This window comes from Burkholderia pyrrocinia, assembly GCF_018417535.1.
Taxonomy (GTDB): Bacteria; Pseudomonadota; Gammaproteobacteria; order Burkholderiales; family Burkholderiaceae; genus Burkholderia; species Burkholderia pyrrocinia_E.
Genome location: NZ_CP070978.1, coordinates 952,456 through 967,007, shown reverse-complemented (window position 1 = coordinate 967,007; position 14,552 = coordinate 952,456). Strand labels below are relative to the sequence as shown.

Below are 14,552 nucleotides of genomic sequence, written 5' to 3'. Positions count from 1 at the left end.
CGCGCCGGACGTATGCGTCGAGCGGAGCGAAAGGGCGGCAACTCACGCGTTTTCGCCAGCTCGGGTTTCCTGTCCGCCGGAATGCAAACGGGCGCCGCGGCCCGCAAATGAAGCGGCATGTGTGGCGACGCGGTAGCACGTCGCCGCATCGACCCCGGTCAGCGCCCGTAGCTCCCGGTCCGCAGCGCCGGCTGAGCGGTCGACGCGCCGGGCGGCACGATCACGACCGGTACGCGGCGCGCGAGCGCACACATCAGCTCGTAGCCGATCGTGCCGCTGGCTTGCGCGACGTCGTCCACCTTCACCTGGTCGCCCCACAGCTCGACGCTCGAGCCGATGCCCGCGTCGGGGCACGGCGTCAGGTCGACGGTCAGCATGTCCATCGACACGCGGCCGACGACGCGCGTCATCACGCCGTCCACCGCGATCGGCGTGCCGGTCGGCGCGTGGCGCGGATAGCCGTCCGCATAGCCGCACGCGACGACGCCGATCCGCATCGCCCGGTCGGCCGTGAAGCGGCGGCCGTAGCCGACGGTTTCTTCCGGCGACAGTGTCTGCACGCCGATGATCCTGCTCGTCAGCGTCATCGCGGCCATCAGCGGCGTGTCGGCGATATGCCGCGACGCACCGGTCGGCGATGCGCCGTACAGGATCGTGCCGGGCCGCACCCAGTCGCGGTGCGCGCGCGGATGCCACAGCACGGCTGCCGAATTCGATACCGAGCGCTCGCCCGGAATCCCCGCCGTGGTCGCGTCGAACTGGTCGAGCTGCCAGTCGACCTCGCCTTCGTCCGCGTTCGCGAAATGCATCATCAGCGTGATCCTGCCGATCGACGGTGCGCTTGCCGCGCGTTCCCACGCGGCGCGGAACGCGGCCGGCCGGTAGCCGAGCCGGTTCATCCCGGAATTCATCTTGAGCTGGATGTCGATCGGCTGCTGCGGCTTCGCCGCGATCAGCAGGTCGAGCTGCTCGTTGCAGTGCACGGCCACCGTCAGCCGGTGGCGATCGGCCAGTTCGACGTCGGCCGGCTCGAAGATACCTTCGAGCAGCAGCACGGGCTTGTCCCAGCCGAGTTCGCGTACGCGCACGGCTTCGTCGAGATCGAGCAGCCCGATGCCGTCGGCGGCCACGAGGCCCGGGTAGATCCGCTCGATGCCGTGGCCGTATGCATTGGCCTTGATCACGGCCCACACGCGCGATTGCGCGGCGGTGCGGCGGATGAAGTCGAGGTTGTGGCGGATCGCGTCGGGGCGGATGTGGGCGACGATGGGACGGGGCATGGCGATGGCTCGGGTCGGATGTCGTTCGGCGCGCGGCGGCGCGCCCGGATCGGCAGGCCGGCGCGGTAACGCGCCGAGCCAGTGTTGAGCGCTATCTTATTGGTGTTCGACCAGTTTTAATTAACGTATTTATGGATGATTTGGTGGAAATTTTGGTGGCGGACCCGCGCTGGCCTTGGTTGTCGGCGGCACGTGCAGCCGAGTTTCCCGTCTAGAAAATCGGTGCGCGAACAGCGCGGCGCAATGCTAAGCTCTCGGCGATTTTGTCATTGATCAATGTAATCATAAAGGAGGAGACTTTGATGACGACGTCCCAGCTGTGCCTGTTCATCGTGGCGCTGTTGCCGTTCCCGCTGACGTTCCTGGCCAAGGCCCGCAAGGGTTACGACAACCGTGCGCCGCGCGCGTACCTGGCGAAACTCGAAGGCTGGCGCGCGCGGGCGCAGGCCGCGCACCAGAACGCGTGGGAAGCGCTCGCGCTGTTCACGGCCGCATTGGTCGTCGCGTGGCACAACGGCGCGAATGCACACCACGTCGACCAGCTCGCGATGGGCTTCGTCGCGAGCCGCGTCGTCTATCCGCTGATGTACCTGCTGAACTGGGCGTCGCTGCGTTCGCTCGTGTGGTTCGGCGGGATGGCGTGCGTCGTCGCGCTGTTCTTCGCCGCGCCGTGACGGGCCGTTGAAAGGCGGTGCCGGCTTCGCGTGCCGGCGCTGCTACGCGCCGCCCGCGCCGCGCGCGTGACTGTCGTTGGATGCGGGCGCAACGATCTTGGCGACGAACGGCGGCGTATCCGCTTCGCGGCGCAGGAACGCGATCAACGGATCGAGCAGCCGGTGCCGCGTCGACGGATGGCGGCGCAGCACGAAGCGCCATGACGCATCGCGTTGGAGGCCCGGCACCAGCGGCACCAGACGCCCGCTGCGCAGTTCGGGCTCGATGAGCGGCACGCGGCCGAGCGCGATGCCCGCGCCGCCTACCGCAGCACCAATCACCTGGCTGAAGCTGCTGTAGCGGACGATCTTCGTCTCGAAGTCGCCCGGCAAGCCGAACTCCGATGCCCAGTTGCGCCAGTCGATCTCGGGGCTGTCCTCGTGCATCTCCTGCAGCAGCCGCGAGCGGCACACGTACCCCGATGCGAACGGATACAGCTCGGGGCTGCATACCGGAAACACGGTCTCCCGCATCAGCACGTCGTTGTCGGCCCGCAGCCGGTGCGCGGGCACGTGCACGATCGCCAGATCGACGCCGCTGCGCGCGAAATCCGGCTCGTCGTCGAGCACGACGGCATGCAGCGGCGTTTCGGGATGAAGCGACGAGAATTCCGCGAGGCGGCGCGCGAGCCACATCGACGAAAACGGCGCGTTGGCGGAAACGGTGAGCCGTTGAGCGGTGCCGCGAATCTCGGCGCAGGCGTCGGTCAGGCGCGACAGCGCGTCGCTGACGGCCGGCAGCAGGCGTGCGCCGGCAGGCGTGAGGCCGATGCCGCCGAGCCCCGTGCTGCGTTCGAGCAGCCGCGCGCCGAGCGATTCCTCGAGCGCGCGGATCTGGTGGCTGACCGCGCTGGTCGACACGTTCAGTTCGGCCGCCGCGCGCGCGAACCCGCCGAGGCGGACAGCCGCCTCGAAAGCACGCAGCGCGCTAAGGGGAGGAAGGTGCGACATGCGGGGTATTGTAGTTGACTCAACACCCGTTGAAAAATCATCTTTTGCCGCGCGCGGGCGGCGCGGGTAGCCTCGATCCGGTCAAGAAAAACCGCACCAAAACCCCGACTGGAGGGCTTCATGTATTTCGACCGACGACTATGGGCAATGATGGCGGGACTACGCGGGCGGGTGGCCGCGGCCGTCGCGCTCGGGTTGCTCGCGATGGGTGTCGGCATCCTCCGTTTCGTGTTTCTCGGCCGCGTGCTGGCACTGGTCTTTTCCGGCGCGCCGGTGCGCAGCATCGCCGAAGCCGTCGTTGCAACGGCGGCCTGCGTGCTGCTGCGCGCGTGGCTCGACCATCGCCGCACGGTGCTCGCGCAACACACGGCCGGGCGCGTGCAGGCCACGCTGCGCGCGCGGCTGTTCGACCGGATCGCCGCGCTCGGCCCGGCCTGGTTCAGCGGCGAACGCACGGGCGGCGTGATGCTGGCCGTCGTCGACGGCGTCGAGCAACTGCAGACCTTCTTCGGCGTCTACCTGCCGCAGCTCGTGATCGCCGCGTGCGCGCCGGTGATGATCTTCGCGGTGCTCGCATGGTGGGACGTGCCGACGGCCGCGATCCTGCTGGTCGCGGCGCTCGTCACGCTCGCGCTGCCGCAGCTCGTGCATCGCGCCGACCGGCGCGCGGCGCTCGCACGCTCGGCCGCCTTCAAGGCATTCGGCGAGGAGTTTCTCGATGCAGTGCAGGGCCTGCCGACGCTGAAGGCGTTCGGGCAGAGCACGGCGTTCGGCGCGAAGCTGGCGGCGAAGGCGCGCGCGCTGTCGGACAGCACGTTCTGGGTGCTCGCGCTCGGCCTGCTGACGCGGCTCTTCACCGATCTCGGCACCGGCCTCGGTGCGGCCGCGGCGATCGCGGTCGGCGCGTGGCGCGTGCGGCACGGCGACATGAGCCTCGAGGCGCTGCTGATCGTGCTGATGGCCGGCAGCGAAATCTTCCGGCCGCTGCGCGACCTGCGCGCGGTGCTGCACCAGGGGATGATCGGCCAGTCGGCGGCGAATGCGATTCACGCGCTGCTCGACGCGGGCAGCCACGCGCCGGCCGCCGACGCGCCGCGCGTGACGGGGCTGCGGCCGGAGATCGTGTTCGACGGCGTCAGCTTCGCGTATCCGGGGCGCCGCGCGGACGCGCACGCGGCGCTGAGCTTCTCGGTTCGCGAAGGCGAGACGGTGGCGATCGTCGGCCCGAGCGGTGCGGGCAAGTCGACCATCGTGCGCCTGCTGCTGCGCCAGCACGATGCGCAGGGCGGCGCGATCCGCATCGGCGGCCGCGACGTGCGCGCGCTCGATGCCGACCAGGTGCGCGAGATGATCGCGGTCGTCGCGCAGGATGCGACGCTGTTCGACGGCAGCGTCGCCGACAACCTGCGGCTCGGCCGCCCCGACGAGAGCGACGCGGACATGATCGCGGCCGCGCGCGCCGCCAACGCGCACGATTTCATCTCGGCGCTGCCCGATGGTTACGCGACGCGCATCGGCGAACGCGGGCTCATGCTGTCGGGCGGCCAGCGCCAGCGCATCGCGATTGCCCGCGCGCTGCTGCGCGATGCGCCGATCCTGCTGCTCGACGAGGCGCTGTCGTCGGTCGACGCGGAAAACGAAGCGCTGATCCAGCAGGCACTCGACCGGCTCACGCGCGGGCGGACGACGCTCGTGCTCGCGCACCGGCTGTCCAGCGTGATCGGCGCCGATCGCATCCTGGTGCTCGACCAGGGGCAGGTGGTCGACGAAGGGACGCACGCGGCGCTGATCGCGCGCGACGGTCCGTATCGCCGGCTGATGGGGCCGCAACTGGAAGCGGTCGCCGAATCGGTTGGCGCGGCGACGACGGCCGGCGCCACCGCGCGTGCGTCGTCGGGCCAGCAGGTCAGGCCGCTGAACGACGACGCGGCGACGATCGGCTGGCCGGAAACGTTGCGGACGCTGCTGCGCTTCGTGTATCCGTGGAAGGGCAAGGTCGCGCTGACCGTGCTGTTCGGGATCGGTCGCGTGCTCGCGTTCATCGGCGTCGGCGTGATCGGCGCGCTGGTGGTCGGCGCGGTGTCGGCCGCTCCCGCGAGTCCCGCGCTCGTCGCGGCGCTGCTCGTGATCGCGCCGGTGGCGGCCGTGCTGCACTGGCTCGAATCGTGGCTCGCGCACGACATGGCGTACCGGCTGCTCGCGGAAATGCGCATCGCGCTGTTCGCGACGCTCGAACGCCTTGCGCCGGCCGGGCTGCTGCGCCGCCGCTCCGGCGATCTCGTCGCGCTCGCGACGCAGGACGTGGAGACGGTCGAGTATTTCTATGCGCACACGCTGGCGCCCGCGTTCGTCGCGGTGCTCGTGCCGGCCGGCGTGCTGGTGCTGCTCGCGTCGGTGGCATGGCCGCTCGCGCTCGTGCTGCTGCCGTTCCTGCTGTGGGCCGGGCTGGCGCCCGTGGTGGCCCGGCGCGACGTCGACCGGCTCGGCACCGGTGCGCGCGAAGCGCTCGGCCAGCTCGGCGCGCACCTGACCGAAACGATCCAGGGGCTCGCGGAGCTGACCGCGTTCCAGGCGATCGCGCGCCGGCGGGAAGCGTTCGTGGCCGAAGTCGATGCGTACCGCAAGCAGCGCGCGAAGCTGCTCGACGACCTGTCGGCGCAAAGCGCCGCGCTGGAAATCGCGAGCGGGCTCGGCGGGCTGGCCGTCGCTGCGCTCGGTGCGCTGCTGTGCGCCCGCGGCTGGTTTCCGCGCGAGTCGTTGCCGCTGCTGGTGCTGGTCGCGGTGGCCGCGTTCATGCCGGTTGCCGAGATCGGCCAGGTCGCGCGCCAGCTCGCCGACACGATCGCGTCGACGCGACGGTTGCGCGCGCTGGAGAAGGAGCCCGTGACCGTGACGGACGGCACGCAGCCGATGCCGGGCAACCCGTCGGTGCGCTTCGAGGAAACGCGCTTCACGTATCCGGGCCGCGGCGTGCCCGCGTTCGACCGCGTGAGCTTCGAGGTGCCGCCCGGCAGCACGGTTGCGCTGGTCGGCGCATCAGGCGCCGGCAAGTCGACGGTCGCAAGCCTGCTGCTGCGCTTCTGGGATCCGCAGCAGGGCCGCGTGACGCTCGGCGGCATCGACCTGCGCGACCTGCGGCTCGACGACCTGCGGCAGCACATCGCGCTCGTTGCGCAGGATACCTACCTGTTCAACGACACGCTCGAAGCGAACATCCGGCTCGCCGCGAACGGCGCATCCGACGCGGACGTGCAGCGCGCGATCGACCATGCGGCGCTCGGCGAATTCGTCGCGCGGCTGCCGGACGGGCTCGCGACACGCGTCGGCGAGCGCGGCGTGCAACTGTCGGGCGGCCAGCGCCAGCGCGTCGCGATCGCGCGCGCGTTCCTGAAGGATGCGCCGGTGCTGATCCTCGACGAGGCGACGTCCCAGCTGGACACGATCAGCGAGCAGCAGATCCGCGCGGCGCTGGAAGACCTGATGACGCAGCGGACGTCGATCATCATCGCGCACCGGCTGTCGACCGTGCGCAATGCCGACCTGATCCTCGTGATCGAGCAGGGCAGCGTCATCGAGGCCGGGCGCCATGCGGACCTGCTGGCGCGGCAGGGCGCGTATGCGCGGCTCGTGTCGCATCAGGCGAGCGGGGTCGCGGCGTGATCGACGCTGCATCGGCGAGCCGCCGGCCGGCATTGACGCGCGCATCCCGCAACGTTCGTTGAACCGCGCCGGCGGTTGCCGGCCTGGCGCGCACGGTGGTCCCGGCGCGGCGCCTGGTTGAATCGCCGACCGTCCGCGCGAACGAATGCGCGGGTGGCGGCGATGGCGCCATCGTCATCCTGCCGCACGCGTTGCACGGGACGGCCGTCGTGCCGGCCCGCACCAGCCGACGCGACCCTCCGTTCAAGTGTCCGCCTTACGCCCGTCCGCGCGGCGCGCTCCGGCCCGCGCATTCCGCCCCGGCCATCCCCCCGTTTCCTCTGATCTATCCGGCCCGCGCGGCCCGGGTTTGTCTCGATGCATTTTTCCGTTGCGGACTTTTTTTGTTGTCGTAGTATCGCGATTGACAACACATGTTGCACTAATGTCTAATTCGACATCGCATGTTGCGGTGTGGCTTGATGTCGTCGTTCCCGCCGGCCGGCTGGCCGGTCACATCGCTCAATCATGCGGAGAGAAACCATGAGTCGCCGTTCCTTCCTGAAAGCCGTCGCGGTCGTTGCCGCGCTCGGCGCAAGCCTCGCGCACGCGGATACCAGGACGCTCGTCGTCGGCACCGATACGTCGTTCATGCCGTTCGAGTTCAAGCAGGGCGACAAGTATGTCGGCTTCGATCTCGACCTGTGGGCGGAGATCGCGAAGGACCAGGGCTGGAAATACACGATCCAGCCGATGGATTTCGCGGGCCTGATCCCGGCGCTGCAGACGCAGAACATCGACGTCGCGTTGTCGGGGATGACGATCAAGGAGGAGCGCAAGAAGGCGATCGACTTCTCCGCGCCGTACTACGACAGCGGCCTCGCGGCGATGGTGCAGACCGGCAACACGACGATCAAGTCGATCGACGACCTGAACGGCAAGGTGATCGCCGCGAAGACGGGCACCGCGACGATCGACTGGATCAAGGCGCACCTGAAGCCGAAGGAGATCCGCCAGTTCCCGAACATCGACCAGGCCTACCTCGCGCTTGAAGCCGGCCGTGTCGACGCGGCGATGCACGACACGCCGAACGTGCTGTTCTTCGTGAACAACGAAGGCAAGGGCAAGGTGAAGGTCGCGGGCCAGCCCGTCAGCGGCGACAAGTACGGGATGGGTTTTCCGAAGGGCAGCCCGCTCGTGCCGAAGGTCAACGCGTCGCTCGTGAAGATCAGGGCCGACGGCCGCTACGCGCAGATCTACAAGAAGTGGTTCGGCGCCGAGCCGCCGAAGATGTGAGCGTGACGGCGCAACAGCGCGCGGCCGTGCGGCCGCGCCGGTCTTGAATCGAACGGGGAGCGACAAGTGAATTTCGATTGGTCGGCGATCTGGGCGGCGTTGCCGGACCTGATGGACGGGGTCCGGTTGACGGTGTTCATCGCACTTTTCGGGCTGGTAGGCGGTTTCATCGTCGGGATGATCGCGGGCATGTTCCGCGCATACGGACCGAAGGCGATGAACGTGCTCGCACAGGTCTACATTGAACTGATTCGCGGCACGCCGATCGTCGTGCAGGTGATGTTCCTGTATTTCGCGCTGCCGTTGCTCGCGCACATCCGCATCGACGGCCTGACGGCCGCGATCATCGCGATCACGGTGAATTCCGGCGCGTATCTCGCGGAAGTGGTGCGCGGCGCGCTGCTGTCGATCCCGAAGGGGCTGACGGAAGCCGGGCTCGCGATGGGCTTGTCGATGCCGCGCGTGCTGCTGAAGGTGGTCGGGCCGCTGGCGTTCCGGCGGCTGATTCCGCCGCTCGGCAACCAGTGCATCGTGAGCCTGAAGGACACGTCGCTGTTCATCGTGATCGGCGTGGGCGAACTGACGCGCAAGGGGCAGGAAATCATCGCCGGCAATTTCCAGGCGGTCGAGATCTGGAGCGCCGTGGCTGTCATCTACCTGTTGCTGACCGGCGCGATGACGCTGACGCTGCGGCTCGTCGAAAAGAGGATGCGGATCCTATGAGCATGATCGAATTCCAGAACGTGTCGAAGAGCTTCGGCCACGTGCCGGTGCTGAAGCATATCGACCTGAAGATCGACGCAGGCGAGGTAGTCGTCGTGATCGGCCCGTCGGGCTCGGGCAAATCGACGATGCTGCGCTGTATCAACGCGCTCGAGAAAATCACCGGCGGCGAACTGCTCGTCGACGGCCAGAGCGTGCGCGGCAACGCGACGACGATCCGCAACATCCGGCTCGAAGCCGGCATGGTGTTCCAGCAGTTCAACCTGTTTCCGCAAATGACCGCGCTCGAGAACGTGATGTTCGGGCCGATCCAGGTGCGCGGCGCATCGCGCGCCGAAGCACGCGACCAGGCGATGGCGCTGCTCGACAAGGTCGGCCTCGAATCGCGCGCGAATCATTACCCGTCCGAGCTGTCGGGCGGCCAGCAGCAGCGCGTCGCGATCGCGCGCGCGCTCGCGATCCGGCCGCGGCTGATGCTGTTCGACGAGCCGACGTCGGCGCTCGATCCGGAATTGCGCCACGAAGTGCTGAAAGTGATGCAGGATCTCGCTACCGAAGGGATGACGATGATCGTCGTCACGCACGAGATCGGTTTTGCGAAGCGGGTCGGCACGCGCCTGCTGTTCATGGATCAGGGCGGGATTGCCGAGGACGGCCATCCGGTCGACCTGATCGACCGGCCGCCGACGCCGCGCCTGAAGGAATTCCTGAAACACGTGTCCTGAACGAAACCGAAACATCCGACATGCCGCTTTCCCTTTCCCCCGTCATCGCCGGCGCGCCGTTCGACATCGGCGTGCGCCTCGGCGAGCTCGCCCGCCCCGTGTTCGATGTGTACATGCAGCAGAGCAGCGCGTGGCAGGCCGTGCGTCGCTGGCGCGGCCATCCGTTCGTCGGCGCGCTGCGGCAGGCCGCGCTGGCCGCGTACCCCGATCTCGTCGCGGAACTGGACGGGATCGCGGCAGGCATCGGCTGGCCGGCCGAGGACATCTTTCTGTGGAATTGCCGCGGCGAGCTGATCCATAACGCGCCGGACGGCTGCACGACGCTCGCCGCGCGCGGCGCGGACGGCACGCGCTGGATCGCGCACAATGAGGACGGCGATCCGTTCCTGCGCGAGCGCTGCCTGCTCGTCGACGTGCAGCCTGCGGGCAAGCCGGGCTTCATCAGTTTTTATTACCCCGGTTCGCTGCCGGGCCATACCTTTGCCGCGAACCGAGCGGGCATCGCGCAGGCGATCAACAACCTGCGGATCCGCACGCCGGCACCGGGCGTGCCGCGGATGATCCTCGCGCGCGCCGTGCTCGATGCGACGTCGCTCGACGCGGCAGCCGACGTACTGCGCCTGCATGCCCGCGCGAGCGGTTTTCATCACACGCTCGGCGCGACCGGCGATGCGCGGCTGCTGAGCATCGAAGCGAGCGCCGCGCGTTGTTCGGTGGTTGACGTCACGCGGCTCGCGGGCCATGCGAACCATCTCGTGCATCCCGGCTGCGAAGCAGAGGCGCAGATCGTCACGCAATCGTCGGCCGACCGCCAGCGGTGCGTCGACACGCTGACGCCCGGCATCGACGCGATCGATGAAGCCGCGCTGCTGCGCGTGCTCGGCGATCGCGCGCCGGAAGGGCTGCCGATCTACCGCGATGATCCGGCCGACCCCGACGACGAGAACACGCTCGCGACCGCGGTGTTCGCGATCGGCGCGGCGGCGATCGATTTCACCATTCACCAGCACGGCACGCAGCGCTTCGCGACGCGCATTGTGCCGTCCGGGCGCGCGCACGGCGCGTCCTGACCATGAGGCAACGCATGACGACCGTTTTCCATCGCGCTCCGCGCGCCACCTTGCCCGTCGCCGTCGCAGGCGACGGCATCGAGATCATCGATTCGACCGGCAAACGCTATATCGACGCATGCGGCGGCGCAGCCGTCTCGTGTCTCGGCCACAGCAACCAGCGCGTGATCGACGCGATCAAGCGCCAGGCACAGCAACTGCCGTACGCGCACACGTCGTTCTTCACGACCGACGTGGCCGAGGAACTGGCCGACCGGCTCGTCGACGGCGCGCCGGCCGGGCTCGAACACGTGTATTTCGTGTCGGGCGGCTCCGAGGCGATCGAGGCCGCGCTGAAGCTCGCGCGCCAGTATTTCGTCGAGAAGGGCGAGCCGCAGCGCCGCCATTTCATCGCGCGGCGCCAGAGCTATCACGGCAACACGCTCGGCGCGCTCGCGATCGGCGGCAACGCGTGGCGGCGCGAGCCGTTCCTGCCGCTGCTGATCGAAGCGCATCACGTGAGCCCGTGTTATGCGTACCGCGACCAGCAGGGCGGAGAAACCGACGAAGCGTATGCGCAGCGCCTGGCGGACGAACTCGAGCAGAAGATCGTCGAACTCGGTGCGGAAAGCGTCGCTGCGTTCGTCGCGGAAACGGTGGTGGGCGCAACGGCCGGCGCGGTGCCGCCGGTGCGCACGTACCTGACGAAGATTCGCGCGGTGTGCGACAAGTACGGCGTGCTGCTGATTCTCGACGAGATCATGTCGGGGATGGGGCGCACGGGTTACCTGTACGCGTGCGATGAAGACGGCGTCGCGCCCGACCTGCTGACGATCGCGAAAGGGCTCGGCGCGGGTTACCAGCCGATCGGCGCGACGCTCGTCAGCGACCGCATCTACCGGACGATCGTCGACGGGTCGGGCTTCTTCCAGCACGGCCACACCTACCTCGGCCATGCGACCGCATGCGCGGCCGCGCTCGAGGTGCAGCGCGTGATTGCCGAGGAGAAGCTGCTCGACAACGTGAAGGCGCGCGGTGAGCAGTTGCGCGCGTCGTTGCGCGAGCACTACGGCGCGCATCCGCATGTCGGCGACGTGCGTGGCCGCGGGTTGTTCGTCGGCGTCGAGCTCGTGCGCGATCGCGACAGCAAGGCGACGTTCGATCCCGCGCTGAAGCTGCATGCGGCGGTCAAGCGCGAAGCGATGCAGCGCGGCTTGATGGTGTACCCGATGGGCGGGACGATCGACGGCGTCCATGGCGACCACATCCTGATTGCACCGCCGTTCATCTGTACCGCGCAGCAGATCGATACGATCGTCGAGCGCCTGTCCGGCGCGATCGGCGCGGCGCTCGCTGCGGCCGGCGCGTGACGGCTCGATGCACTGAACTTCAGCGGATCATCACCATGACAGACAGACTGCCGCCGTTCGATCCCGCGTCGGCCACCGACGCACAGAAGGCCGTGCTGGCCGACATTCTCAGCGGCCCGCGCGGCAACCTGAACGGGCCGTTTCTCGGCTGGATCGCAAGCCCCGAGCTTGCTCAGCATGCGCAGAAGCTCGGCGCGTTCTGCCGCTATCGCACGGGCCTGCCGCTGCGGCTGTCGGAGCTCGCGATTCTCGTGACGGCCGCGCGCTGGCGCTCGCAGGCCGAGTGGCACATCCACCATCCGATCGCGCTCGACGCGGGTGTGCCGGCCGCGACCGCCGACGCGATCCGGCGCGGCGCCGAACCTGCATTCGAGTCGGATGACGATGCATTGATCCATGCATTTGCGAGCGAGCTGTACGACACTCGGCGCGTCAGAGACGCAACGTTCGCGCGCGCGCAAGCGCGCTTCGGCCACGAAACCGTCGTGAATCTCGTTGCGCTGCTCGGCTATTACGCGCTCGTCGCGATGACGCTGAACACGTTCGGCATGCGCGCGGACGGGCAAACCGATTTGCCGTTTCCGGAGTAATGGCCGTGCAAATGGCCGTGCATTGATCGTGCCGGAACAGCGGGCGCGATACGTCTGACGATCGCGCCGCCGGCATCAATGCAACCAAATGTATTCATGCGGGATCAACGGCCGATGGCCGCGTATGATGGCTTGTTCGCGTCGAAATGATCGGTGAACAAGCATGACGAGTACCCGCAAGACCTTGATGATTGCCGGAGGGCTCCTGGTAGCCGCGGCCGGCACAGCATACGTGATGCTCCTGCGCGCGGACCACCGTGCGATCGAAGACGCCGGCATCGGCGATTCGGCCGCGCCGGTTGCCGCGGCGCCCGCGAACAGCGATCACGCGGTGCAGGGCACCATTGCGCCGCCGGCACCGGTTGCCGCGATGGCCGCCCATGCCGATACGGCGCAGAAACAGGCGGCTGTCCCGCCGCCTCCCCCCGCACCGGCGCCCGCGCCGGCAGCACCCGCGCGCGTGAGCGCCGCACCTGCATCTGTCCCCGCCGTTCCGGTTGTCAGCGAGAAAGCGCAGCCGGTGTCGAAGCCGAGCGCGCCGCCGCCGAAAGTCAACGTCGTGACGGTCGATGCGCAGGATTCGACCCCGCCGGCCGCACAACCGGCACAGCCGGCCGCGCCCGCACAGGTCACGCAACGCGCGCCGCGCAAGCGCGACGGCCTCGAACGCCACGCGGCCGCAGCACCTTCAGCAACGAAATCCGCAACGAAATCCGAAACGGCGGAGACGGCCGCGCTCGTCAGGGAATCGGCGAAGCTCGATCCGTCGTTGCCGCCGCCACCGGTGTCGTCGATGTCGGCGAGTTCCGGTTCGTATCGGCAGGGCGGTTCTTCGTCGGGTGCGAACCCGGTTGCCGCCGCGATGACCGAGCAACTGGTCAGGCAGTCGAGCAGTCTCAATTCGTCGACCGGCAGCCCGGCCGCCAACGCGAAGTGATGTCGGCGGCGGTGTGGAACGGGGGCGGGACGACGGGCCGTCGCGCGAGCGGTCCGGCGCGGCTGCGATAGATCGTTCATGCGACGGGTAGATATCGTTCCACCAGTCTGGCCCAGAAAGCGGAACCGACGACCAGGTTTTCGTCATTGAAGTCGTAGGTCGCGCTATGCAGCGTGTTCCCGCCGTCGGTCGGTCCGTTGCCGATCCGCAGGAATGCGCCGGGGCAGGCCTGTAACATGTAGGCAAAGTCCTCGCTGCCCATCAACGGAGCCATCTGTTCCGTCACGCGCGCCTCGCCAACCAACTCTTTCGCGACTTCGATCGCAAGCTCGGTTTCGGCTTCGGCGTTCGTCACTACCGGGTAGCCTTCCACATAATCGACGACGGCACGGAGGCCGTAACTGTCGGCCTGCGCGTGCACGAGCTCGGTGATTCTTTCCTTCAGCATCCGGCGGACATCCGCGTTGAACGACCGAACGCTGATGCTCAACTCGACTTCGCCCGGAATCACGTTCGGGGCCGATCCTCCGGCGATCTTGCCGATCGTCACGACCGCGGACTGCGTCGGATCGACGTTGCGCGAAACGATGGTCTGCAATGCCATCACGATACTGCCAGCCGCGACGATCGGGTCGTTGGCCAGGTGTGGGCGGGCAGCGTGCCCGCCCTTGCCGATGACCTTCACGAAGACACGGTCGCCCGCGGCCATGAAATGCCCCTTGCGGAACATGAACGTGCCCGCCGGCGCGCCCGGATGGTTGTGCATGGCGAACACCGCGTCGCAGGGAAAGCGCGTGAAGAGCCCTTGCTCGACCATGCGCTTGGCCCCGCTGTCGAATCCGCGTTCCTCGGCCGGCTGGAAGATCAGATGCACGGTGCCGTCGAATCGCCCGCGTTGTGCGAGGTGTCGGGCCGCGCCGAGCAACATCGCGGTATGGCCGTCATGGCCGCACGCATGCATTCGTCCCGGGTGGAGGCTCTTGTGACCGAACGTATTGCGTTCGTCGATCGGCAGCGCGTCCATGTCGGCGCGGATTCCGATACGACGTTCGCTTGAACCCAGCCGCAGCGTGCCGACCACGCCGGTGCCGGCAATACCTGTCGCGACCGAATAGCCATATTCCTTCAGGCGACTTGCGACGATTTCTGCTGTCTGCACTTCCTCGAATGCCAGTTCGGGGCAGCAATGCAGCGTATAGCGCAGCCTGCGCATGTCGTCGGCAAGCGGCTGCAGATCGGGGATGGAACTGAGGTCGGGTAATAGCATGCGCGGTCCAGG

At 68.2% G+C, this 14,552-nt stretch carries 12 protein-coding genes; 9 read left to right on the top strand and 3 right to left on the bottom strand.

The window, feature by feature from the left end; genetic code table 11:
* Positions 1–158: 158 nt before the first annotated feature.
* Positions 159–1,280 (bottom strand): alanine racemase, encoded by a 1,122-nt coding sequence (gene alr, locus JYG32_RS22395; protein WP_213267010.1) that lies wholly within the window; start codon positions 1,278–1,280, stop codon positions 159–161.
* A gap of 302 nt (positions 1,281–1,582) precedes the next feature.
* On the opposite strand from alr, the gene JYG32_RS22390 reads away from it, so the two are divergent.
* Positions 1,583–1,954, top strand: coding sequence for an MAPEG family protein (locus tag JYG32_RS22390; protein ID WP_174381009.1), 372 nt, complete (start codon positions 1,583–1,585; stop codon positions 1,952–1,954).
* A gap of 42 nt (positions 1,955–1,996) precedes the next feature.
* Here the strand turns inward: JYG32_RS22390 and JYG32_RS22385 are convergent, their stop codons facing one another.
* Positions 1,997–2,944: a LysR family transcriptional regulator gene (locus tag JYG32_RS22385; RefSeq protein ID WP_213267009.1), complete on the bottom strand. Its 948-nt coding sequence runs from the start codon at positions 2,942–2,944 to the stop codon at positions 1,997–1,999.
* A gap of 120 nt (positions 2,945–3,064) precedes the next feature.
* Between JYG32_RS22385 and JYG32_RS22380 the strand changes: the two genes are divergently transcribed.
* The 8 genes from JYG32_RS22380 (at position 3,065) to JYG32_RS22345 (ending at position 13,273) form a co-directional block, all read left to right on the top strand.
* Positions 3,065–6,604 carry an ABC transporter ATP-binding protein/permease gene (locus JYG32_RS22380; RefSeq protein WP_213267008.1) on the top strand — a complete coding sequence of 1,180 codons (3,540 nt, stop codon included), beginning with the start codon at positions 3,065–3,067 and terminating at the stop codon, positions 6,602–6,604.
* Between the two features lie 522 nt (positions 6,605–7,126).
* A complete protein-coding gene (glnH, locus tag JYG32_RS22375; protein WP_174381006.1) occupies positions 7,127–7,879 on the top strand; it encodes a glutamine ABC transporter substrate-binding protein GlnH in 753 nt (250 codons plus the stop codon).
* Between the two features lie 66 nt (positions 7,880–7,945).
* Positions 7,946–8,602 carry a glutamine ABC transporter permease GlnP gene (gene glnP / locus JYG32_RS22370; RefSeq protein WP_213267007.1) on the top strand — a complete coding sequence of 219 codons (657 nt, stop codon included), beginning with the start codon at positions 7,946–7,948 and terminating at the stop codon, positions 8,600–8,602.
* Positions 8,599–9,327 carry a glutamine ABC transporter ATP-binding protein GlnQ gene (gene glnQ, locus JYG32_RS22365; protein ID WP_047903568.1) on the top strand — a complete coding sequence of 243 codons (729 nt, stop codon included), beginning with the start codon at positions 8,599–8,601 and terminating at the stop codon, positions 9,325–9,327. Before glnP ends, glnQ begins: the two co-directional genes overlap by 4 nt.
* Before the next feature lie 20 nt (positions 9,328–9,347).
* A complete protein-coding gene (locus JYG32_RS22360) occupies positions 9,348–10,397 on the top strand; it encodes a C45 family autoproteolytic acyltransferase/hydolase (RefSeq protein ID WP_213267006.1) in 1,050 nt (349 codons plus the stop codon).
* Positions 10,398–10,411: 14 nt separating this feature from the next.
* Positions 10,412–11,746, top strand: coding sequence for an aspartate aminotransferase family protein (locus JYG32_RS22355; RefSeq protein ID WP_213267005.1), 1,335 nt, complete (start codon positions 10,412–10,414; stop codon positions 11,744–11,746).
* A gap of 35 nt (positions 11,747–11,781) precedes the next feature.
* A complete protein-coding gene (locus JYG32_RS22350) occupies positions 11,782–12,336 on the top strand; it encodes a carboxymuconolactone decarboxylase family protein (protein ID WP_213267004.1) in 555 nt (184 codons plus the stop codon).
* 163 nt (positions 12,337–12,499) lie between these two features.
* On the top strand, positions 12,500–13,273 hold the full coding sequence (locus JYG32_RS22345) for an extensin (RefSeq protein ID WP_213267003.1): 774 nt from the start codon (positions 12,500–12,502) through the stop codon (positions 13,271–13,273).
* 76 nt (positions 13,274–13,349) lie between these two features.
* Here JYG32_RS22345 and JYG32_RS22340 read toward each other — a convergent pair whose 3' ends face one another.
* Positions 13,350–14,540, bottom strand: a complete 1,191-nt coding sequence (locus JYG32_RS22340; RefSeq protein WP_213267002.1) for a M20 aminoacylase family protein — start codon at positions 14,538–14,540, stop codon at positions 13,350–13,352.
* Between the last annotated feature and the right edge of the window lie 12 nt (positions 14,541–14,552).

Excerpts from the sequence above, each read along its gene's own strand:
- JYG32_RS22355 (WP_213267005.1), top strand. The coding sequence starts at position 10,412 with ATGACGACCGTTTTCCATCGCGCTCCGCGCGCCACCTTGCCCGTCGCC.
- JYG32_RS22350 (WP_213267004.1), top strand. The coding sequence starts at position 11,782 with ATGACAGACAGACTGCCGCCGTTCGATCCCGCGTCGGCCACCGACGCA.
- glnQ (WP_047903568.1), top strand. The coding sequence starts at position 8,599 with ATGAGCATGATCGAATTCCAGAACGTGTCGAAGAGCTTCGGCCACGTG.
- JYG32_RS22390 (WP_174381009.1), top strand. The coding sequence starts at position 1,583 with ATGACGACGTCCCAGCTGTGCCTGTTCATCGTGGCGCTGTTGCCGTTC.
- JYG32_RS22345 (WP_213267003.1), top strand. The coding sequence starts at position 12,500 with ATGACGAGTACCCGCAAGACCTTGATGATTGCCGGAGGGCTCCTGGTA.
- JYG32_RS22385 (WP_213267009.1), bottom strand. The coding sequence starts at position 2,944 with ATGTCGCACCTTCCTCCCCTTAGCGCGCTGCGTGCTTTCGAGGCGGCT.
- JYG32_RS22380 (WP_213267008.1), top strand. The coding sequence starts at position 3,065 with ATGTATTTCGACCGACGACTATGGGCAATGATGGCGGGACTACGCGGG.
- alr (WP_213267010.1), bottom strand. The coding sequence starts at position 1,280 with ATGCCCCGTCCCATCGTCGCCCACATCCGCCCCGACGCGATCCGCCAC.
- glnH (WP_174381006.1), top strand. The coding sequence starts at position 7,127 with ATGAGTCGCCGTTCCTTCCTGAAAGCCGTCGCGGTCGTTGCCGCGCTC.
- JYG32_RS22360 (WP_213267006.1), top strand. The coding sequence starts at position 9,348 with ATGCCGCTTTCCCTTTCCCCCGTCATCGCCGGCGCGCCGTTCGACATC.
- JYG32_RS22340 (WP_213267002.1), bottom strand. The coding sequence starts at position 14,540 with ATGCTATTACCCGACCTCAGTTCCATCCCCGATCTGCAGCCGCTTGCC.